We start from the raw sequence: 18551 nt of genomic DNA, 5'->3' as shown, positions 1-18551 counted from the left end.
TTCACGACACGGTTATTCTGACCGTACTGATCAGTAAGTTCACACGTGATCCAGGTCTGTTACCCGACGCGCATGAACCGTCTACCGTCGCGTGACCAGAGCAAATCCACCCGGACCGGGCGCGGGGCTGCCGCTACTTCGACGGCAGGTGCTCCAGGGGCGGGCGACGGGGTCGCGCGGTCTCCCTGACTACAGCGGGCTGTACGACGGCGAGCAGGAGGCCGGCGAGGGCCATCGCGGTCCACAGGGCGCCGGGGCCGGCCCGTTCGAGGAGTTGCGTGCCTACGAGCGGGGCGGCGATCCCGGCGAGGCCCCAACTGGTGCCGAAAACGGCGAGATAGCGGCCAGTGCCGCCGGGCGGCGCGAGGGCGGCGACGACGGCGTAGGCGCGGCCGACGAGGAGGAGGTCGCCCGCGCTCCAGACCACCGTGGACGCGAGGAAGGCGGGCAGGGTGTGCGCGAGGGCGTATCCGGAGAGGCCCAGCGCGAGCAGGAGGTAGCCGGCGGCGAGGGCGATCGGGGCGGGGAGCGCGGAGAGCCGCTGCCAGCGCATCAGAGGCTGACCGGCGGTGATGGTGAGCGCGGACGCGGTGAAGAGGATCCCGGCGTCGGTGGGACGGAGGCCTCGGGCGCCCAGGGTGAGGGGGAGCGTGATCATGATCTGGAGGTAGACGACGGCGAACAGGGTGCCAGCGGCGAGCATGCGGAGCAGGGCGGGGTCGCGCCACGGGGCGAGGCGGACGGCCTCGCGATCGATGCCCACCGCTGCACCCCGGTGATCGGCGGGAAGCACGAGCTGCACGGTGAGGGCGCAGAGCAGACACGTAACGGCGTCGGCGACGAACAACCAGCGCAGATCCCAGCGCCCCAGCCCACTCGCAAGAAGCCCCGCACCCATCCCGGCTACGGCGAGCGCGGCGTTCAACAGGCTGTAGGCGCGGACCTGTTGGTCCGGGGCGACGACGTCGGCGATCATTGCCTGGCTAGGAGGCTCATAAATCTCGAAGACAAGCCCGAGCAGAACGGCCCACCCAACGACTGCCGCAAGACTCCCCGCGGCGGCGAGCCCAGCCTGGGCCACGGCGCACCCGACCAGCCCCACCACGATGGTGCGACGCCGCCCGATCCGGTCGGCCAGCCGCCCTCCGGCAAGGCGGGAGGGAATCGTAGCGAGCCCGAAGCCGGCACTGACGCCTCCCGCAACAGCGGGACTGGCCCCGAACCGCGTCGTGATGAGCACGGCGAGGAACGAAATCGAGAACGCCCCCAGCCGATTCACGGCCCGCGCCACGACGAGCAGCCGCACGGCACGCGGCAGTCCCCTATCCACACATCCCCCTCAACGTCACCGACGAATCGAGTATCGTCGGTGACGGAGGAACGCTAGAAGACAAGGGAGTGACCAGTCAAGTGATGTTCGATGGTCACGTAGTGGCGCTGCTGAATGCATCGGTCTCACTCGTGAACGCCCTGACCGACGGCGCCCGACAGGGCCGCCCGTACACCGCGCCCCAGGGCGACGAGCTCCCCGCAGCGGTACACGACGCACTGCCGCCGACCCCGGCCCGCACGAAGGTCGAGCCGCACCACGCGACCTACCTCGCACACACGGCACAGCAGATGAGGTCGGTGTTCGACGCGGCCGACAGCGGCCGCACGGACAAGGCCGCCGAGTTCGTCAACGCCCTGCTGCGCACGACGGGAGCCCGCCCCCAACTGGACCAAGTCGAGGGCGAACCCTGGCAGGTCCACTTCCACGGCTCCGAAGACACGCTCTCCGTAGGCTGGAGCGCAGGCTGCGCCACGGCCCTCGCCCTGGCGATCGGCAGCAATCTCGCGGGCCGCCTGGGGGTGTGCACGGCACCGCAGTGCGACCGCGTCTACGTGGACAACTCCCGCAACGCGGTACGCCACTTCTGCTCGGACGCGTGCCGCAGCCGGGTCAAGGCGGCGGCTTTCCGCGCCCGCAAGGCGGCAGAGTCCTGAGCGCTGGTCCGACGCTTACTGTTCGCCGAGCTCGATCGTGAAGTCCACGACGGTGGTGTCGCCCCGCCGGACGATGGGGTGGGCGACCTCGACGACACGGCCGGTGTCGGCCAAGTGGCGTCGGGTGTAGCGCAGTACGGGAACTCCCGTGCCGATCCTGAGCGTGGCAGCCTCGGCGTCCGTAGGCATGGCGCAGGTGAACGACTCGGTGATGCGGGTGACGTTGATCCCGAGGCTCGCCATCTGAGCACGGGTTCCGCCCGGCCAGGGCTCGTGGATCGGATCGGCCACAGGGGTTCCGGCAACGTCGGACCAACGGACGTAGCTCGTGCTCATCTGGGTCGGTTCGTCGTTGTCGTAGAACACGAAGTGCCTGGCCAGGAGCCGCTCGCCGATCTCGCTCTCGAAGAGGGCGGCCAGTTCCGCATCGGCACGGACCTTCTCGAAGCGCTTGTCGAGCCGGTACTCGGACCAGCCGATGTCCTGATCCCGCGTGTACGGCGTGGACTTGGAGCCCGGAGCGGCGCGGTAACGATCCGCCGCCATGCGGTGCACGGGAGGCCTCGCGCGCACTCGGGTGCCCGCGCGCGCCCTCGTCTCGATCATCCCCTCGTTGCGCAGCAGCCGGAGCGCGTTGCGGATGGTGGCTTCGGAGACCCGGTACTCCTCGCACAGCGCGGGGAGGATCGGGAGCTGATCGCCCGGCGCGAACTCGCCTGAGGTGATGCGACGCCGCAGGTCAGCAGCGATTCGCAGGTATTCGGGCTGAGCCACCGGTGCACCACCGTTCTGTTCGATCGCCTCAATCTGACTACACATACTCTCCCTCTCGGCTTGACGTGCGCCAACTCCATCACCATTCTGAATACAGAAATCGAGAATCTGACGTCAGATATCTCACGGCTGGGGACGGCATGCTCGAGACGGGGCACACGTGGCACAGGTGTTTCAAGGGAGCGCCCGAAGAAGCGCGCAACCTCAGGCGGTGGGTCGGCGAGCGGCTCAGACACACCGACGCCCAGACCGTCGCCCACGAGCTGTTCGTCGCTGTACTCGGATCCAAGCCAGTAGCCATCGACGCGACGCTCTCCACGTCGGGCGATCGCGTCCGCATCTCAGTCGGCGGGGAATCGGAGCTGTCCCCGCTCCAGACACACGGGCCAGGCGCCGTGATCGTGCGGGCCCTCAGCACCGCAACGGGCATCCGGACGGACGGCTGTGCCCTATGGGCCGAAATGCGATGCCACCCGAACAGTCAGGGACAGAAAGCGAGTTGAAGTGATGCTGGCCTTCCTCATCCGCGTGCTCGACAACATCTGCACCTTCGTGTCCCCGCGCGGCCGTCATCGGGCAGGCGACTGGTGGCCCTTGCCAGACACGGCCCACCTGGCCCCGACCTCTCTCGCGGACCGCAGCCCGTACGCCACCGACTCGCCGCTCGACGGACGCGCCACCGCAATGGTCCGCCCTTACACCCTTTCCCGAGAACAGCGCGAACGACGAAGGGAGTTGTGGCTCGCCACGTACGGCATCGACGTCGGCCCCCGCCGCATCCACGGCAAGCAGGTGACCGCATGACACCGGCACGCGCACGCCGCCTGCCCTGGACGGGCCCCGAGGGGAAGCCCTGCTACGTCGTCGGCGACGGGACAGGTCCGCTCTCCCACGTCGCCGACCAGATCGAAGCCGTACAGCTAGGTCTCGCACGCCATCTGCTCACTCACGCTCTGGAGACCCTCGACGACCCCAAGGCCGAATACGCAGACCTACGGACCCTGGCCACCCAGCTCGCGGAAGCCCTCCACGACGCACTGCTCGTCGCCGACAGCCGCGGCACCCGCCTGTACCCCTGAACCCTCGCGACCGGCACTCCGGCCACAACTACGCTGGCTGACGCCCGAGGAGGACATGGTGAACACAATCACGGAACGCCCCAACGAAGAACTGATCCCCCGCCCCGACCGCACCCCCGACGCGCTGAGGGAGGCGCTGGCGATCATCGCGCCCACACGGATTCCAGAGATGGAGCGGGAGAAGGACAAGGCCCTCACCGAGGCGGTACGGCAGAGCAGTGTGGGTCCACTGCAGGGATTCCTCCTGCACTGGGCCGCCATGATCGAGATCGAGCGTCTACCTGCGACAGCGCGGCGATTCCACCGGGCCGAGCACCTTGCCCAGGTCTCTGCTGATCCCGAGACCTCCCGCCGGAACGTCAGGGAGTCCGGGGACATTCTCCGCACGGCGTACAGAGACCTGAACGCCTGAACGGATACGGGAGTACCACCTCGCCTCATCCGAACCGAGCCCCTCTACCCTCGGCCGCATGAGTCCCGTATCCCCTGGCACCGAGGTCAACCCCCGTCACCACGGACAGGCCCAACTCGTCGTCATTCAGCCGCCGTTCACGGCATCGCTCCCTCCCATCGAGCCCCCATCCGTCGCCGATCACGACCCGGCCGCCGCCAGGGCCGCCGTGCTGGCTCTGACCACCGTCGCGGCCGTCCGGCACGAGGATGCGCCCTCCCGGCTGAACCATCCCGGGAGTCCCGGCGACCGGGAAGAGCTGGACTACGTGTATGCCGCCGCCTGGGGTTCCACCGTGAAGATCAGCGATCCTGCGCTCCTTGAGGACGGGGTCATCACCAGTGCGCTGGAGGATGAGTTCGAGGTACAGAAGAAGCTTCATCCCGACGCCCGGATCGTCGCCGTCTGCGAGCGCGACTTCGGTGCCTCCTATACGAAGATCCTGGTTGCCGTTCCCGGCGTTCCCGATCTGACCGTCGAGGGCTGGGACGAGTTGGAGTTCTTCGGAGATCTGGACGCCACGCTCGCCGCCCTGGGCGCCGGTTCGTACGACTTCAGCCCCGACGGGTACTTCGACCAGCACCGCTTCCTCCACACCCTCACCGACGGCGCCCTCACCGTCTACGGGCACGAGGCGCGCTTCGAGTCCGTCTTCCTCGTCGACCGGAGCGCGTCCGGCGACGACAGCATCTGCGAGGTCTGGTTCCCCTGAACCTGGAAGGGTGGGCGGCTAGTTGAGTCGCCGCCCACCCCCGCCCGTCAGTACTTCGTCGTGACCGTCACCCCACTGAAGCCCGTCTGCGCATAGAGGCTGATGTAGCGGTATCCGGCCGTGCTGTTGGTGACCGTCAGGCTCTCCTTGTTGTCCGCGTTCGTCGAGCGCTGCGTGTACGCCCCAGTCGTCGCCCACGCGTCCGCGTTGTAGTAGAGGTCCGCGTTCCCCGTGCCACCCGTCGTCGTGACGTTCAGCGTCACCGTCCCCGCCGGCAGGTAGAGGTACAGGTAGTCGTAGTTCCCCGCCGTCGCCGACCGGCCCGAGCGCGAGCAGTTCTGCGCCATCACCCGCGCATCCGGATCCGTGCACGCCGGTGCTGTCGGGTCGCCGCCCGTGCTCTCGCAGGCGCCGGCCGCGCACGCGTCCAGCCAGGTGTTGAAGTCGGCGTCGTAGCGCGTGCCGATGCCCGTGTTGTAGACCGCGTACCCACCCGCGTAGTCACCCGTGCGGAACTTCGCGAGCATGTTCTGGACGTCGGCCGGGTGCTTCTCGACCATGTAGCGCGTCGCCAGGTATCCCCACGGATAGACCCTGGTCTGGCTGGAGTTCTCGTACGTGCTGTTCCACAGCGTGCTCAGCGCGTATGTGTGCCGACCCGCCTCCGCGATCGCCTCCGTGTCGGGGATCCCGCGGTAGCTGTACGAGACGTACTCCGCCAGGCCCTCGACCCACCAGATGTCCGGGACCGCCTGCCCGGCAGTGAAGTCGCCGTGCATGTCGTAGCGGCCGTCCAGATAGTGCGTGTACTCGTGGTTGAGGTTCCAAATGTCCCCGGGGAAGCCGTCGTTGACGCTCTTCACGTACGACAGGAACCGCGCCTGGCTGGTCGGGTCCGACGGGTCGCCCTCCAGATATTCGCCGCCGTTGTTGGTGCTGTTCCCGAAGATCCAGCCGGAGTACGTCTGGTAGTCCTTCGGGCTGGCGAACGTCACGATCTGGATGTTCGTGTTGTGGTCGTCGGCGACAGGACCGCTGTCCTTGACGACACCGTGGAAGTACGCGTCCTGCCCCTTGAGGCTGGTGCAGGCGGCGGACAGCGCGGCGTCGGTCAGGGACTGGGCGCGGAAGGTGTGGTCGGCGTCGCACGCGTACGTGATCGGCAGTGCGGCTGCGGTGAGTTGGCCGATGAAGTCGCACGTGCCGTAGTACGCGCACTGTGCCTTGTCGTAGCCGTCGGTCATGCCCGCGACCCCGACCCACAGCGGCGCGCTCGCACCGGTGATCGCCGAGACGCCGAGCAGCCCCTTCGCGAGGGGGCGCACCTTGGCCTGGAGCGCGGGTGTGTCGAGGAAGCGGGCCATCTCGGTGCCGGCGTTGGAGGCCAGGTAGAACCAGCTGTCGTTCAGCTTGTCCCGGTGGTTCATCACGAACGTGCTCAGCGTGTCGATGATGCTCGGGTCGGCGGTCACCGCCGTGATGAACGCCGGGTTCCAGTGGCCCCGGAAGAGCGGGGTGAACACGTCGTTGACGGCCGCGTCCATGCTCCAGTAGGCGTCGTAGGAGCTGTTGTACGCGTTGAGGACCTTCTTGTACGTGTTCAGGTAGCGCGCCTGCTCATTGGCGCTGTCCGTGAGGATGAGGACTTCGCCCAGGACATCGCCGTGCGCCGAACTGACGTCCCCGAAGTGCGAGGACGCCACGAAGGTGTCGAGCGCGCCCTCGGTGGCGGTGGCCAGGGGCTGGCCGTAGGCGCCGACGTCGGATGCGTTGTAGGACTGCACGTAGTACCCGGCGCGCAGGAACAGCACGAGCTGCCACACGCCGGTGGAGTTGTCACCGGGATAGGTCCGCGCCACGTCCTGGAAGGCGTTGGCGACGGTGACCATCTGCGCCTCGCGGAACGCGTCACGCGCGTTGGTGCCGGTGAGGGCGAAGAGCGTGTTGATGCAGTCCATGGTGGACGCCTTGACGAACGCGACGAGCTCGGCCCCGCTCCGGCTGCCGAAGTCGGCCGGGGTGCAGGACGCCGCCGCGAGGCCGGTGACCTTCTTTGCCTTCTGCTCCGACACCGGGCGCTGCGGCGGGAGTTGATCACTCTTCAGCGGGTGGCGCCTGGCGTCGGAGCGGTCGGTCACATCGGCGCCCGACCCCGTGGGCGGCGGGACCGCCTGGGCGCGGGGCGCGGACTGCGCGGCCGCCGCAGGTGCTGCCGCGGCGCTGCTCGGCCGGCCCAGCAAGGCGATGCCCAGACAGAGCACCAGGCCAAGTATCAGTAATCCGGGGAGAGTTCGTCTCTTCTCTGGCGTGTTCACGTGCCGCCTCCCAGCGGTCTTGATGCCGCGCTCCGTTGCGCGGCGTGGGGGGTACCGCAGGCCGGACCGCACGCGCTTGGCATGCGCACGATCGGCCGCCAGTACAATGGCACATGTCACATAGCCTTGAAAGAGGCTGCGGGTAAACCCGGGGCAATGACCCGGCGCCCCCCTCAGACCGCGAAGAGCAGCGCGGCGTTGATCAGCATCACGGCCGCCGTCGCCGCGTGGATCCCGTACGCCACCGCCTTCGTGCCCCCATTGCGGAGCACGATCATCGTGTCGCCGACCGGGGCCAGCGCCACCACCAGCATGAACCAGGCCTCCGCGTGCGCTCCGGCGAGGGCGAGCAGGGCCAGGCCGAGGATGCCGTAGGTGCCGTCGCGTACGCCCTTGATGGTGAGGTACGCGCGGTCGCCGTTCTCCTTCGCCGGGACTCCGTAGCCCGCGGCCGCCGCCATGGGCTGCGCCAGGAAGCGGATGCCTATCCAGACGACCATCAGGTTGAGGGCGATCGCCAGGCCGTACGCGATGGGGGTGAGCATGATTTTCTCCCGAGTCCGTAGTTTTTCTAGCACCGCTAGGAACAAGCTCGACGCTAGCAGAGCGTCGACAGATTGGCTAGCGCTGCTAGAATTCCGGGCATGACCACACAGACGCGCCGCGAGCGCGAGCGGGCAGAGCGGGAGCAGCTGATCGTCACGACGGCACGGGAGCTGGCCGAGACGGAGGGGTGGGACGCGGTGACGACCCGGCGGCTCGCCGCCGAGATCGAGTACAGCCAGCCCGTCCTCTACAGCCACTTCAAGGGCAAGGGCGCGATCATGGCGGCGGTCGTCGTGCAGGGGTGCGGCGAGCTCGCCGAGGAGTTGCGCGCGGCGCGGATCGGGGCGGAGGGGGCGAAGGAGGCGGTCTCCGGTGTGGCGACTGCGTACACCGCGTTCGCCGAGCGGCGGCCCGCGCTCTACGACGCGATCTTCACGCTCCCCACCGAGCTGCCGTTCGCCACCCCCGAGGCGCCGGCCTCGCTGCATGCCGCCTTCGCCGAGCTCCGCGAGACCGTGCGGCCGCTCGCCGGGGAGGGCGAACTGCCCGTACTCACCGAGACCTACTGGAGCTCACTGCACGGGCTCGTCACGCTGATGCGCAGCGGCCGGCTCCGGCGCGAGGATCACGCGGTGCGGCTGGCGCTGCTCATCCGGCGGTTCTGGAACGGGTGAGCGCCGGGGCCGGCAGCTGTCCCGCGACGATCGCCGCGAGTGCGAGCCCGAAGCCCACGAGCTGGACCGGGCCGAGGGTCTGGCCGAGTACGACGGCGCCGAGCACCGCGGCGACCAGGGGTGACAGCAGGACGAGTACGGCGACCGAGGTGACGGGCAGTGTGGTGATGCCGCGGAACCACAGGACGTACGAGATCAGTCCGCCGACCAGGGCCATCCAGAGGTAGCCGAGGGCTGCGGACCCGTCGATGGGCGGCGGGGCCCCTTCGGCCAGGAACGTGAGGGGCAGCAGGAACAGGCCCCCCGCAGTGAGCTGCCAGCCGGCGAACGCGGTGGGGCCGGCCCCGGGCGGCCGGCCCCAGCGTTTGGTGAGTGTGATGCCGAGTGCCATGGACGCCGCGCTGCCGAGCGCCGCGAGGATCCCGACGTGGTCGAAGGCCGCGCTCGGCCCGATCACCACCAGGGCGACGCCGGCCATGCCGACCAGCCCCCAGGCGAGGCGCCAGACGGACAGCGCCTCGCGCAGGACCGCCACCGCGAGGAGGGCGATGAGGAGCGGCTGGGCTGCCGCGAGGGTGGCGGCCACGCCGCCCGGCAGGCGTTCGGCCGCGAGGAACAGCAGCGGGAAAGGCAGGCCGATGTTCAGCACGCCGAGCGCCGCGGCCCTCCCCCACCAGCCTCCTCGCGGCAGCGTCCGGGTGAGCGCGAGCGCGATCAGGCCGCCGGGCAGCGCGCGCAGAAGTCCCGCGAACAGCGGGTGCCCGGCGGGGAGAAGCTCGGTGGTGACGATGTACGTCGTGCCCCACGCGGCGGGGGTGAGCGCCGTCAGCATGGTCCGTCGCAGATGCCCTTGAGGGGCGCCGCCGACGGTCCCCGCTGGGGCTCTCTGTAGGGGTGGACTGGTCATATTCGCAGTCTCGTCCGGCCGCGATCGATGAGTCCAACACATGCTTGTCACCTCATCGATCGCGAATGAAGATGGATCGATGGAGCTCCAGCAGATGCGCTACGTCCTCGCCGTCGCCGAAACCAACAGCTTCACCCGGGCCGCCGAGCGCTGCCTCGTCGTCCAGTCCGCACTCAGCCATCAAGTCGCCCGGCTGGAGAAGGAGTTGGGCGCACGGCTCTTCGAACGCACCAGCCGCCGGGTACGTCTGACGCCCGCCGGTGAGGCGTTCCTCCCGCTCGCCCGTCAGTGCCTGGACGCCGCCGAGCGCGCGGCCGCCGAGGTGGCGGCGACGGTCGGGGAGGTACGCGGACGACTTGCCGTGGGGCTCATCCCCAGCGTCGCCGCCGTCGACATCCCGGGCGCCCTGCGCGACTTCCACCGGCAGTACCCGGACGTGCGCATCAGCCTGCGCGTGGGCGCGAGCGAGGAACTCGCCGAGCAGGTCAGGGACGGGGCGCTCGACCTGGCCTTCCTCGGGCTGCCGACCACCGCGCGCCCCGAAGGCGTAGAAGCCCGTGAACTCGCCCGGGACCGGCTCGTCGCGGTGGTCGCCCCGGACCACCCCCTCGTCAAGGGACCGGCCGTGGACCTGCGCAGACTCTCCTCCGAAGTCTTCGTCGACCTTCCGGCGAAGACAGCCGGACGCATCCAGTCCGACCAGGCCTTCGCGGCCGCGGGTCTCGGCCGCGACGTCGCCTTCGAGGTCACCAACGCGGACTTCCTGGCCCGGCTGGTCGGGCAGGGCCTGGGTATCGCCCTGCTGCCCTCCGGCTACGCGGCCCAGCTGAGCGGTGTCACCGCCGTCGACGTCACCGATGCGCCGGCCCGCGTCGAGTACCTCATCTGGAGCCGGGCCGGCCGCACGCCCGCGGCGACCGCGTTCCTCGACCTCCTGCGTGCCGGTGGCGCTACTTGCCCGTGACCTGCGACCGCACCGCGCCCATGCTCGCCACGATGACGAGCGAGATCGCGAGCGCGTCCACCGCCGACAGCGCCTGGTGCAGCACGAGGAAGCCCGCCAGCGCGGCGATCGCCGGCTCCAGGCTCATCAGGACCGCGAACACCGAGTTCGGCAGGCGCCGCAGCGCGAGCATTTCCAGCGTGTACGGAAGGACGGACGACATCAGCGCCACCGCCGCGCCCAGCAGGATCGTGCTCGGCACCAGCAGCTTCGCGCCCGCGTCCGCGATCCCCAGCGGCAGCATGAGGACCGCCGCGACGCCCATCGCGAGGGCGAGGCCGTCGGCGCGGGGGAAGCGGGCTCCGGTGCGGGCGCTGAAGACGATGTACGCCGCCCACATCGCGCCCGCGCCCAGCGCGAACGCCGCCCCGACCGGGTCGAGCCCGCCGAAGCCGCCGCCGCTCAGCAGCGCCACTCCGCACAGGGCGATCCCCGCCCAGAGCACGCTCGACAGGCGGCGCGAGGCGAAGACGGAGAGGGCGAGGGGGCCGAGGACTTCGAGGGTGACGGCCGCGCCCAGCGGGATGCGGTCCGCGGCCTGGTAGAAGAGGCCGTTCATGGCGGCCATCGCGACGCCGAAGATCAGGACCGTGCCCCAGTCGGCGCGCGAGAGGCCGCGCACCTTGGGGCGGCAGACCACGAGCAGCACCGCCGCCGCGACGAGCAGCCGCAGCGAGACCACGCCCAGCGCACCGACCCGCGGCATCAGCCACACCGCGACCGCTGCCCCGAACTGCACCGAGATGCCGCCCGCAAGCACCAGACCGACCGGGCCGAAGCGTGCACGGGCACTCGTCGCCGGAGCGGTGGCAGGGGCGACGGAGACGACCTGGGCGGCGTCGGCGGGGGCGATCGGGTCCATCCCTACAGGGTAAGGGTCCATCGGCCATGCTCCCGCTTACAGTCCATCTGCCAAGATCTCCGCCAGGTGACGCCCGCGCACCCCGCCGAGCTGCTCCAGCTGCGTACGGCAGGAGAAGCCGTCGGCCAGCACCGCCGCCCTCTCGTCGGCGTCCCGTACAGAGGGGAGCAGCTGTTCCTCCGCGCAGGCCACGGAGACGTCGTAGTGGCCGCGTTCGAAGCCGAAGTTCCCGGCGAGACCGCAGCAGCCGCCGCTCAGCTCGCCGGTCAGGCCCGCTCGCTCGCGCAGCCGGCGCTCGGCCGCGTCACCGAGGACCGCGTGCTGGTGGCAGTGGGTCTGGCCGACGACCGGGCGGTCGATGCGCGGCGGCTGCCAGTCGGGGGCGTACCGCTCCAGGGCCTGCGCGAAGGTCAGCACCCGGTCGGCCAGCTGCCGTGCGCGCGGGTCGTCGGAGAGGAGTTCGGGGAGGTCGGTGGTGAGGGCGGCGGCGCAGCTCGGTTCGAGGACGACGACGGGCATGCCGTCGGTGAACACCGGCTCCATCATGTCGAGCGTGCGGCGCATCACGGTGCGGGCGCGGTCGAGCTGGCCGGTGGAGACGTAGGTGAGTCCGCAGCAGACCGCGGCGCGGCGGGGCCTGCGCCGCGCCCGTACAGTCTCGTCGCCTCGTTCGATGGCCTCCTCCATTTCGGCGAGCCTGATCGGCGGCTCGAATTCCGGGGGCAGCAGCGCTGTGATCCCGGCCGCTTCGAGGACCCGTACGGCCGCCTTCCCGACTGCTGGGTCGAGGTGATTGGTGAAGGTGTCGGGCCAGAGGAGAACCTGGGGGCCGCCCCCGCCCGTCCGTTCCCGGCCGGCCATCGCGTCCTTGATGAACCCCTTCCACCACCAGTGCGAGAAGGTCTCGCGGGCCAGCCGGGGCAGCGCGCGCTGCGGGGCGATCCCGGCCGCGCGCTTGACGGGCGCGACGAGGAAGCGGACCTTCGCGGCCGCGTTCAGGAGGGGTGCGAGCCGCAGCCGGGACGCGAGGCGCAGCCACTCCGGCAGCCGTCCCATCGCGTAGTGCGAGGCCGGGCGCCTGCGCCCTTCGTAGTGGTGGTGCAGGAACTCCGCCTTGTACGTGGCCATGTCCACGCCCACCGGGCAGTCGCTCCTGCACCCCTTGCAGGAGAGGCAGAGGTCGAGCGCGTCGCGCACCTCCTCCGACTGCCAGCCGTCCTTCACCACCTCGCCGGCGAGCATCTCGTGCAGCAGCCTCGCCCGGCCCCGGGTGGAGTGCTGCTCCTCGCCGGTGGCCCGGAAGGACGGGCACATGACACCTGACCCCGAACTCACCTCCGTACTGCGGCACTTGGCGACCCCCACGCACCGGCGCACCGCCGCCGAGAAGTCCCCGCCGTCGTGCGGGTAGCCGAAGGCGACCGGGACCGGCTCGCGCGGCAGGACGTCGAAGCGGAGGTTCTCGTCGAGGCGGTGCGGGCGGGCGAGCATGCCGGGGTTCATGCCGCCGTCCGGGTCCCAGGCGTCCTTGAACTGGCCGAAGACACCGACTAGTTCGTCCCCGTACATCTTCGGCAGCAGTTCGGCCCGCGCCTGCCCGTCCCCGTGCTCGCCGGAGAGCGAGCCGCCGTGCGCCACGACGAGGTCCGCCAGCTCCTCCGAGAAGCGGCGGAAGCCCTGTACCCCCTTCTTGCTCATCAGGTCGAAGTCGATCCGGACATGGATGCAGCCGTCCCCGAAGTGCCCGTACGGCGCCCCGCGCAGCCCGTGCTCCCCCAACAGCCCGCGGAAGTCCCGCAGATACGCCCCCAGCCGAGCGGGCGGCACCGCGCAGTCCTCCCACCCCGGCCATGCCTCGGTCCCGTCGGGCATCCGGGTCGCCGTCCCGCTCGCGTCCTCCCGTACGCGCCACAGCGCCCGCTGCCCCGCCGGATCCCAGACCACCGTCCCGTCCACGGCGTCCGCGCCCCGCACCAACTCCTCGGCCCTCGCCCGCGCTTCCGCCTCCCCGTCCCCTCCCATCTCCACGAACAGCCACGCCCCGCCCCGCGGCAGCCCCACCGCGTCCCCGACGAGGTCCGCCGCCATGCCCTCCACGGTAAGCGGCCCCACTGACAACAGCCCGGCCGCCGCCTCCGCCGCCGCGCTCTCGTCCGCGTACCCGAGCACGGCGAGCGCCCGCGCCCGCGGCGCCTCCACCAGCCGTACGGTCGCCTCCGTCACCACACCCAGCGTGCCCTCGCTGCCGCAGAAGGCCCGCGCCAGGTCCACCCCGTTCTCCGGCAGCAGCGCATCGACCGCGTAGCCCGAGATCCGCCGCGGCAGCCCCTGCGGATAGCCCGTCCGAAGCAGCGCCAAGTTCCGCTCCACCAGCGGCCGCAGACCAGCCGGGGCCTCGCCCCACCCCTGCCCCAGCCGCCACTCCTGTCCCCCGTACCCCAGCACCCTCAGCGACCGCACACTGTCGGCGGTCGTCCCCCACGCCACCGAGTGCGCCCCGCACGAGTTGTTGCCGATCATCCCGCCGAGCGTGCACCGGCTGTGCGTGGACGGATCGGGCCCGAAGGTCAGTCCGTACGCCCCCGCCGCCGCCCGCAGTTCGTCGAGTACGACACCGGGCTGGACGACCGCCGTACGCGCCTCCGCGTCCACCTCGACCACCGTCCGCATATGGCGCGTGAAGTCGAGGACAACGCCCACCCCGGTCGCCTGACCGGCGATCGAAGTCCCGCCCCCGCGCGGAACCACCGGGACCCCCGCCTCCCGGCAGACGGCGAGCGTCGCGGCGACGTCGTCCGCATCGCGGGGCGCGACCACACCCAGCGGCACGCGCCGGTAGTTGGAGGCGTCCATCGTCATCAGCGCGCGGGCGGCCGATCCGAAGTCGATCTCGCCCCGTACGGCCCGCCGGAGCTTTTCCTCGAGTTCGAGTCCCATCACACCAGGATGCACCTGGGCGAAATGTGCACCGGTATCAACAATCTCCACACCAAGAACTCCCCAAAGTGATCACTAACTCTCCTATAGTTGCCTGGCGTTGTGCAGGAATCGTCGCTTCCCTTTCACCCGGTCCGTCCCGCCTGTCCCATCCGTCCATGAGGACTCCGATTGATGACCGCCACACTCGTCTGGTGCCTGGGCTCCCTCGCCGTGCTGCTCTGCGCCGCCGTCGCCGTCGCGGCGCACGCCCGTCGCACCGCGCGCGGGCTCCGCTTCCGCATATCCGAACTGACCGTGGCAGCGGACCGGTTCGGCGTCCGTGAGGCCGAGCTGAAGGCCGAGACCGCCCGCGCCGAGGCCGCGACCGCGCGCGCCGAGTCGCAGCGCGCCGCCGCGCTCTCCGCGGCCGCCAACGCCGCCGGCCGTATGCAGGCCCTGGCCACCGGCATGCTCGCCGACCTGCGCGAGATGGAGCACCGCCACTCCGACGAGGACGTCCTCGGCGACCTCCTCCACCTCGACCACCGCACCGCCCAGGCGGGCCGCCTCGCCGACTCGATCGCGGTCCTCACCGGGGCGCGGTCCGGGCGGCGTTGGGCAAAGCCGATCGTCATGGAGTCGATCCTGCGCGGCGCGATGGGCCGCATCTCGGGCTACCAGCGAGTGCGCCTCCACTCCACCAGCGAGATCGCCGTCGCCGGCCACGCGGCCGAGGGCGTCATGCACGCCCTCGCCGAACTCCTCGACAACGCTGCCAACTTCTCGCCGCCCACCGCCGAGGTCCACGTGTACGTCGAGGAGGTCCCGGCCGGGGTCATCCTCACCGTCGAGGACAGCGGCCTGGTGATGAACGAGGTCCAACTCCGCCGCGCGGAGAAGGCGGTGGCCACCGACACCACCCGCCAGATCGACCTCGCGGGCCTCTCCGGTACGCGCCTCGGCCTCGCGGTCGTGGGCCGCCTCGCCCGCAAGCACGGCCTGACCGTCTCCTTCCGCCCCTCGGCGCGCGGCGGCACGGGCGTCCTGATGCTGCTCCCCCAGGACCTGATCACGCGCCGCCCGGCGACCCCGGAGACGGCCGCACCGGCTCCCGTACGGGAAACAACGCGGCCCGAGCCCACCCCCGTACTGGCAGAAGTCCCTGAAGCGCACGAGCTGACCCCCACGGAGGCCGACACCTCCGGCGCCTCCGACCTGTCCGACCTGTCCGACCTCGGCGGCCTCCCCCGCCGCCGCCGCGGCGCCACCATGGCCGCCGCCCACCCCGACCTGGCAGCGACCCCGGCCGTCCCCCGGCCCCGTAGCTCCGACTCCGAATCCTCCACCACCGCAGCGGCCCGCTTCAGCACCTTCCGCCAGGCCGTACGGCCAAGCACCGCGCCCCCCAAGACCCCCTCGCGACCGGAAGGCACAGGCACACCCGAATGACCACCACCACCGACGAGAAGCTCAACTGGCTGCTGGAGAGCCTCCTGGAGCGCACCCCCGGTGCCCGCCACGCCCTCGTCCTCTCCCGTGACGGCCTCAAGCTCTGCCGCACCCCCGAACTCTCCGTCGACCAGGCCGACCAGCTGGCCGCCATCTCCGCCGGAATCCAGTCCCTCTCCCACGGCGCCTCCGTCGAGTTCGGCGACGGCACCGGCGGGGTGCGGACCGCGATGGCCGAGTTCTACGGCGGCATCCTCCTCATCGTCGAAGCGGGCGACGGCGCCCATCTCGCCGTCGTCACCGACGAGTCCGCCGACGTGGGCCTCATCGGCCACAACATGAGCGAACTCGTCGAGCAGCTCGGCGACCATCTCGCCGCCGAGCCACGCAAATGACTCCGCCCCGCCCAGGACGCGACGACAGCCCGGACCGGCTCTACACCGTCACCGGCGGCCGCAGCCGGTCCAACGCCGTCGACACCTTCGACCTCGTCACGCTGATCGTCGGCGAGTGCGACCCGGTGCCCGGCATGCAGTCGGAGCACGTCACGATCCTCCGTCTCTGCGCCCGCCCCACCGCCGTCGTGGAGATCGCCGCCCATCTCCAACTGCCGGTATCCATCACCCGGATCCTGCTCGCCGACCTGCTCGACACGGGCCGGATCAGCGCCCGCCACCCGCGCACAGCCCGCGCCGCGGACCGGCTCCCCGACCCCGACATCCTGGAACAGGTGCTCGTTGGACTCCGCAACCTCTGAACGAGGAAACACAGAGGCCCTCTCCGCGACGGCCGACAACGGTCTCAAGATCGTGATCGTCGGCGGCTTCGGCGTGGGCAAGACGACGATGGTCCGCTCGGTCAGCGAGATCCGCCCCCTCAACACCGAGGAGACGATGACCGAGGCGGGCCGTCCGGTCGACGACACCTCGGCCGTACGGACCAAGACCGCGACGACCGTCGCCTTCGACTTCGGCCGCATCACGATCGACGAACGGACGGTGCTGTACCTCTTCGGTGCGCCGGGCCAGGAACGCTTCTGGTTCCTCTGGGACCGCCTGTTCGCCGGCACGCTGGGCGCGGTGGTCCTGGTCGACACGCGCCGGCTGGCGGACTCCTGGTACGCGATCGACCGCCTGGAGCACCACGGGACGCCGTTCATCGTGGCGTGCAACGACTTCGGCGGCGCGATCCACACACCGGAGCAGCTGCGGGCGGCGCTGGACCTGTCGCCGGACGTGCCGCTGGTGGACTGCGACGCGCGTGACCGGACGTCGTCGAAGTACGTGCTGATCGCGTTGCTGCAGCATTTGCATGCGCTGGCGGCGGCAGAACGGACTCCTACGTAGCCGGTGGACGGGGTCCGGGACGCGGCCCCGCCCGGTACGCGGCCTTCGGCCACGTGTCCTCAATCTCCCCCAAGCTCTCGGCTTCGCTCGAGCAGGGGGGACCCCCTCGACGGGCTTGATTTTGCCGGTGTCGCATCTGAACGGACCGCAAGCGGCCATTGAGGAACCCCCACCCGCGCCAGCCACCTCCGCGAGAGCGGCGCCGGCTTAGGCGCAAGGGGAGCGGCGGTAGCCGCGGGTCCGGGGGCGGAGCCCCCGGGCGGGGGCCGCCCGCGCCCCGGTCCACTCCGTGGCGGCTCCGTCTCACCCCCCGGACCCCCTCGCACTCCCCCCGCCCCAGGGAGCTACGCTCCCCCCGTGGCTGATCTCCAGATTCCCGCTGACATCAAGCCCGCCGACGGCCGTTTCGGCGCGGGCCCCTCCAAGGTGCGTACGGAGGCGCTGGACGCCCTGGCCGCCACCGGCACCTCTCTCCTCGGCACGTCCCACCGCCAGGCCCCGGTCAAGAACCTGGTCGGCGCGGTGCGCGAAGGCGTGCGCGACCTCTTCTCCCTCCCCGAGGGGTACGAGGTCATCCTCGGCAACGGCGGCTCCACGGCCTTCTGGGACGTGGCGACGCACGGGCTGATCACGACGAAGTCCCAGCACCTCAACTTCGGCGAGTTCTCCTCCAAGTTCGCCAAGGCCTCCAAGCTCGCCCCGTGGCTCGAGACCCCCTCCGTGATCGCCTCCGACCCGGGCACCCACCCGGACCCGCAGGCCGAAGCGGGCGTGGACGTCTACGCGCTCACGCACAACGAGACCTCGACCGGTGTCGCCGCGCCCATCAAGCGCGTCGCAGGCGCCGACGACGGTGCCCTCGTCCTCGTGGACGCCACCTCCGGCGCAGGCGGCCTCCCGGTCGACATCGCCGAGACCGACGTCTACTACTTCGCCCCGCAGAAGTCCTTCGCCTCCGACGGCGGCCTGTGGATCGGCGTCTTCTCCCCGGCGGCCCTCGACCGGGCAGCGTCCATCCACGCCTCCGGCCGCCACATCCCGGAGTTCTTCAGCCTCCCGACGGCGATCGACAACTCCCTCAAGAACCAGACGTACAACACCCCCGCCCTCGCCACCCTGTTCCTCCTCAACGAACAGCTCACCTGGATGAACTCCCAGGGCGGCCTGGACTTCACGACCTCCCGCACCGCCGACTCCTCCTCGCGCCTCTACACCTGGGCCGAGAAGTCGTCGTACGCGACGCCGTTCGTCACCGACCCGGCCAAGCGCTCGCAGGTCATCGGCACGATCGACTTCGACGACTCGATCGACGCGGCCGCCATCGCCAAGGCGCTGCGCGCCAACGGCATCGTGGACACCGAGCCGTACCGCAAGCTGGGCCGCAACCAGCTGCGCGTGGCGATGTTCCCGGCGATCGACCCGGCGGACGTCGAGGCCCTGACGGCCTGCATCGACTACGTGATCGAGAAGCTCTAGCAGTTACGCACCACAACGGCGGCCCCCGGCGCACAGCACCCCGCGCCGGGGG

Annotated in this window: 20 protein-coding genes; 13 read left to right on the top strand and 7 right to left on the bottom strand. The window is 70.6% G+C overall.

Translation table 11 applies throughout. The features are described from left to right. Nucleotides 1-133 precede the first annotated feature (133 nt). Nucleotides 134-1330, bottom strand: coding sequence for an MFS transporter (locus OG707_RS22415; protein WP_329121032.1), 1197 nt, complete (start codon nt 1328-1330; stop codon nt 134-136). Nucleotides 1331-1431: 101 nt separating this feature from the next. Here OG707_RS22415 and OG707_RS22410 point away from each other — a divergent pair, with 101 nt between their 5' ends. Next, complete coding sequence (locus OG707_RS22410; protein WP_329121031.1) at nt 1432-1986, top strand: CGNR zinc finger domain-containing protein; 555 nt, start codon at nt 1432-1434, stop codon at nt 1984-1986. A gap of 15 nt (nt 1987-2001) precedes the next feature. On the opposite strand, the gene OG707_RS22405 is transcribed toward OG707_RS22410, so the two are convergent. Beyond that, nucleotides 2002-2760 carry a GntR family transcriptional regulator gene (locus OG707_RS22405; protein WP_329121030.1) on the bottom strand — a complete coding sequence of 253 codons (759 nt, stop codon included), beginning with the start codon at nt 2758-2760 and terminating at the stop codon, nt 2002-2004. 140 nt (nt 2761-2900) lie between these two features. Between OG707_RS22405 and OG707_RS22400 the strand changes: the two genes are divergently transcribed. The 5 genes from OG707_RS22400 to OG707_RS22380 are packed head-to-tail and all read left to right on the top strand — an operon-like array spanning nt 2901 to nt 5002. Next, nucleotides 2901-3263: a hypothetical protein gene (locus OG707_RS22400; protein ID WP_329121028.1), complete on the top strand. Its 363-nt coding sequence runs from the start codon at nt 2901-2903 to the stop codon at nt 3261-3263. Between the two features lie 4 nt (nt 3264-3267). After that, nucleotides 3268-3564: a hypothetical protein gene (locus OG707_RS22395; RefSeq protein WP_329121027.1), complete on the top strand. Its 297-nt coding sequence runs from the start codon at nt 3268-3270 to the stop codon at nt 3562-3564. Beyond that, on the top strand, nt 3561-3839 hold the full coding sequence (locus tag OG707_RS22390) for a hypothetical protein (RefSeq protein WP_329121025.1): 279 nt from the start codon (nt 3561-3563) through the stop codon (nt 3837-3839). The genes OG707_RS22395 and OG707_RS22390 overlap by 4 nt, the downstream gene beginning before the upstream one ends. Before the next feature lie 55 nt (nt 3840-3894). Next, nucleotides 3895-4251: a DUF6247 family protein gene (locus OG707_RS22385; protein ID WP_329121023.1), complete on the top strand. Its 357-nt coding sequence runs from the start codon at nt 3895-3897 to the stop codon at nt 4249-4251. A gap of 58 nt (nt 4252-4309) precedes the next feature. Continuing rightward, a complete protein-coding gene (locus tag OG707_RS22380; RefSeq protein ID WP_329121021.1) occupies nt 4310-5002 on the top strand; it encodes a DUF6333 family protein in 693 nt (230 codons plus the stop codon). A 47-nt stretch (nt 5003-5049) separates the two neighbouring features. Here the strand turns inward: OG707_RS22380 and OG707_RS22375 are convergent, their stop codons facing one another. Continuing rightward, nucleotides 5050-7263 (bottom strand): M9 family metallopeptidase, encoded by a 2214-nt coding sequence (locus OG707_RS22375; protein ID WP_329121019.1) that lies wholly within the window; start codon nt 7261-7263, stop codon nt 5050-5052. A 227-nt stretch (nt 7264-7490) separates the two neighbouring features. Further along, on the bottom strand, nt 7491-7862 hold the full coding sequence (locus OG707_RS22370; RefSeq protein WP_329121017.1) for a DUF4267 domain-containing protein: 372 nt from the start codon (nt 7860-7862) through the stop codon (nt 7491-7493). A gap of 99 nt (nt 7863-7961) precedes the next feature. Between OG707_RS22370 and OG707_RS22365 the strand changes: the two genes are divergently transcribed. Continuing rightward, a complete protein-coding gene (locus tag OG707_RS22365) occupies nt 7962-8537 on the top strand; it encodes a TetR/AcrR family transcriptional regulator (protein WP_329121015.1) in 576 nt (191 codons plus the stop codon). Here the strand turns inward: OG707_RS22365 and OG707_RS22360 are convergent. Further along, complete coding sequence (locus OG707_RS22360; protein ID WP_329121013.1) at nt 8512-9444, bottom strand: EamA family transporter; 933 nt, start codon at nt 9442-9444, stop codon at nt 8512-8514. The two genes, OG707_RS22365 and OG707_RS22360, sit on opposite strands and share 26 nt — an antisense overlap. Nucleotides 9445-9523: 79 nt before the next feature. Here OG707_RS22360 and OG707_RS22355 point away from each other — a divergent pair, with 79 nt between their 5' ends. Further along, a complete protein-coding gene (locus tag OG707_RS22355; protein WP_329121011.1) occupies nt 9524-10408 on the top strand; it encodes a LysR family transcriptional regulator in 885 nt (294 codons plus the stop codon). Here OG707_RS22355 and OG707_RS22350 read toward each other — a convergent pair. Further along, a complete protein-coding gene (locus tag OG707_RS22350; protein WP_329121009.1) occupies nt 10395-11309 on the bottom strand; it encodes an EamA family transporter in 915 nt (304 codons plus the stop codon). The genes OG707_RS22355 and OG707_RS22350 overlap by 14 nt on opposite strands. Before the next feature lie 36 nt (nt 11310-11345). Further along, a complete protein-coding gene (locus OG707_RS22345) occupies nt 11346-14246 on the bottom strand; it encodes an FAD-binding and (Fe-S)-binding domain-containing protein (RefSeq protein WP_329121008.1) in 2901 nt (966 codons plus the stop codon). Nucleotides 14247-14420: 174 nt separating this feature from the next. On the opposite strand from OG707_RS22345, the gene OG707_RS22340 reads away from it, so the two are divergent. The 5 genes from OG707_RS22340 to serC all read left to right on the top strand — a co-directional run bounded on the left by OG707_RS22340 (nt 14421) and on the right by serC (nt 18499). Beyond that, a complete protein-coding gene (locus OG707_RS22340; RefSeq protein WP_329121007.1) occupies nt 14421-15677 on the top strand; it encodes an ATP-binding protein in 1257 nt (418 codons plus the stop codon). Beyond that, nucleotides 15674-16072, top strand: coding sequence for a roadblock/LC7 domain-containing protein (locus OG707_RS22335; RefSeq protein WP_329121005.1), 399 nt, complete (start codon nt 15674-15676; stop codon nt 16070-16072). The genes OG707_RS22340 and OG707_RS22335 overlap by 4 nt, the downstream gene beginning before the upstream one ends. Further along, a complete protein-coding gene (locus tag OG707_RS22330) occupies nt 16069-16434 on the top strand; it encodes a DUF742 domain-containing protein (protein WP_329121003.1) in 366 nt (121 codons plus the stop codon). Before OG707_RS22335 ends, OG707_RS22330 begins: the two co-directional genes overlap by 4 nt. Further along, on the top strand, nt 16415-17023 hold the full coding sequence (locus tag OG707_RS22325) for a GTP-binding protein (RefSeq protein ID WP_329121001.1): 609 nt from the start codon (nt 16415-16417) through the stop codon (nt 17021-17023). The genes OG707_RS22330 and OG707_RS22325 overlap by 20 nt, the downstream gene beginning before the upstream one ends. Before the next feature lie 357 nt (nt 17024-17380). Further along, nucleotides 17381-18499: a phosphoserine transaminase gene (gene serC / locus OG707_RS22320; RefSeq protein ID WP_329120999.1), complete on the top strand. Its 1119-nt coding sequence runs from the start codon at nt 17381-17383 to the stop codon at nt 18497-18499. Nucleotides 18500-18551 lie beyond the last annotated feature (52 nt).

Origin of the sequence: Streptomyces sp. NBC_01465 (assembly GCF_036227325.1) — a bacterium.
GTDB lineage: Bacteria > Actinomycetota > Actinomycetes > Streptomycetales > Streptomycetaceae > Streptomyces.
This window is presented reverse-complemented; position numbering and strand designations above follow the sequence as displayed.

Excerpts from the sequence above, each read along its gene's own strand:
- OG707_RS22345 (WP_329121008.1), bottom strand. The coding sequence starts at position 14,246 with ATGGGACTCGAACTCGAGGAAAAGCTCCGGCGGGCCGTACGGGGCGAG.
- OG707_RS22400 (WP_329121028.1), top strand. The coding sequence starts at position 2,901 with ATGCTCGAGACGGGGCACACGTGGCACAGGTGTTTCAAGGGAGCGCCC.
- OG707_RS22360 (WP_329121013.1), bottom strand. The coding sequence starts at position 9,444 with ATGACCAGTCCACCCCTACAGAGAGCCCCAGCGGGGACCGTCGGCGGC.
- OG707_RS22385 (WP_329121023.1), top strand. The coding sequence starts at position 3,895 with ATGGTGAACACAATCACGGAACGCCCCAACGAAGAACTGATCCCCCGC.
- OG707_RS22390 (WP_329121025.1), top strand. The coding sequence starts at position 3,561 with ATGACACCGGCACGCGCACGCCGCCTGCCCTGGACGGGCCCCGAGGGG.
- OG707_RS22380 (WP_329121021.1), top strand. The coding sequence starts at position 4,310 with ATGAGTCCCGTATCCCCTGGCACCGAGGTCAACCCCCGTCACCACGGA.
- OG707_RS22335 (WP_329121005.1), top strand. The coding sequence starts at position 15,674 with ATGACCACCACCACCGACGAGAAGCTCAACTGGCTGCTGGAGAGCCTC.
- OG707_RS22370 (WP_329121017.1), bottom strand. The coding sequence starts at position 7,862 with ATGCTCACCCCCATCGCGTACGGCCTGGCGATCGCCCTCAACCTGATG.
- OG707_RS22330 (WP_329121003.1), top strand. The coding sequence starts at position 16,069 with ATGACTCCGCCCCGCCCAGGACGCGACGACAGCCCGGACCGGCTCTAC.
- OG707_RS22350 (WP_329121009.1), bottom strand. The coding sequence starts at position 11,309 with ATGGACCCGATCGCCCCCGCCGACGCCGCCCAGGTCGTCTCCGTCGCC.
- OG707_RS22395 (WP_329121027.1), top strand. The coding sequence starts at position 3,268 with ATGCTGGCCTTCCTCATCCGCGTGCTCGACAACATCTGCACCTTCGTG.
- OG707_RS22355 (WP_329121011.1), top strand. The coding sequence starts at position 9,524 with ATGGAGCTCCAGCAGATGCGCTACGTCCTCGCCGTCGCCGAAACCAAC.
- OG707_RS22365 (WP_329121015.1), top strand. The coding sequence starts at position 7,962 with ATGACCACACAGACGCGCCGCGAGCGCGAGCGGGCAGAGCGGGAGCAG.
- OG707_RS22340 (WP_329121007.1), top strand. The coding sequence starts at position 14,421 with ATGACCGCCACACTCGTCTGGTGCCTGGGCTCCCTCGCCGTGCTGCTC.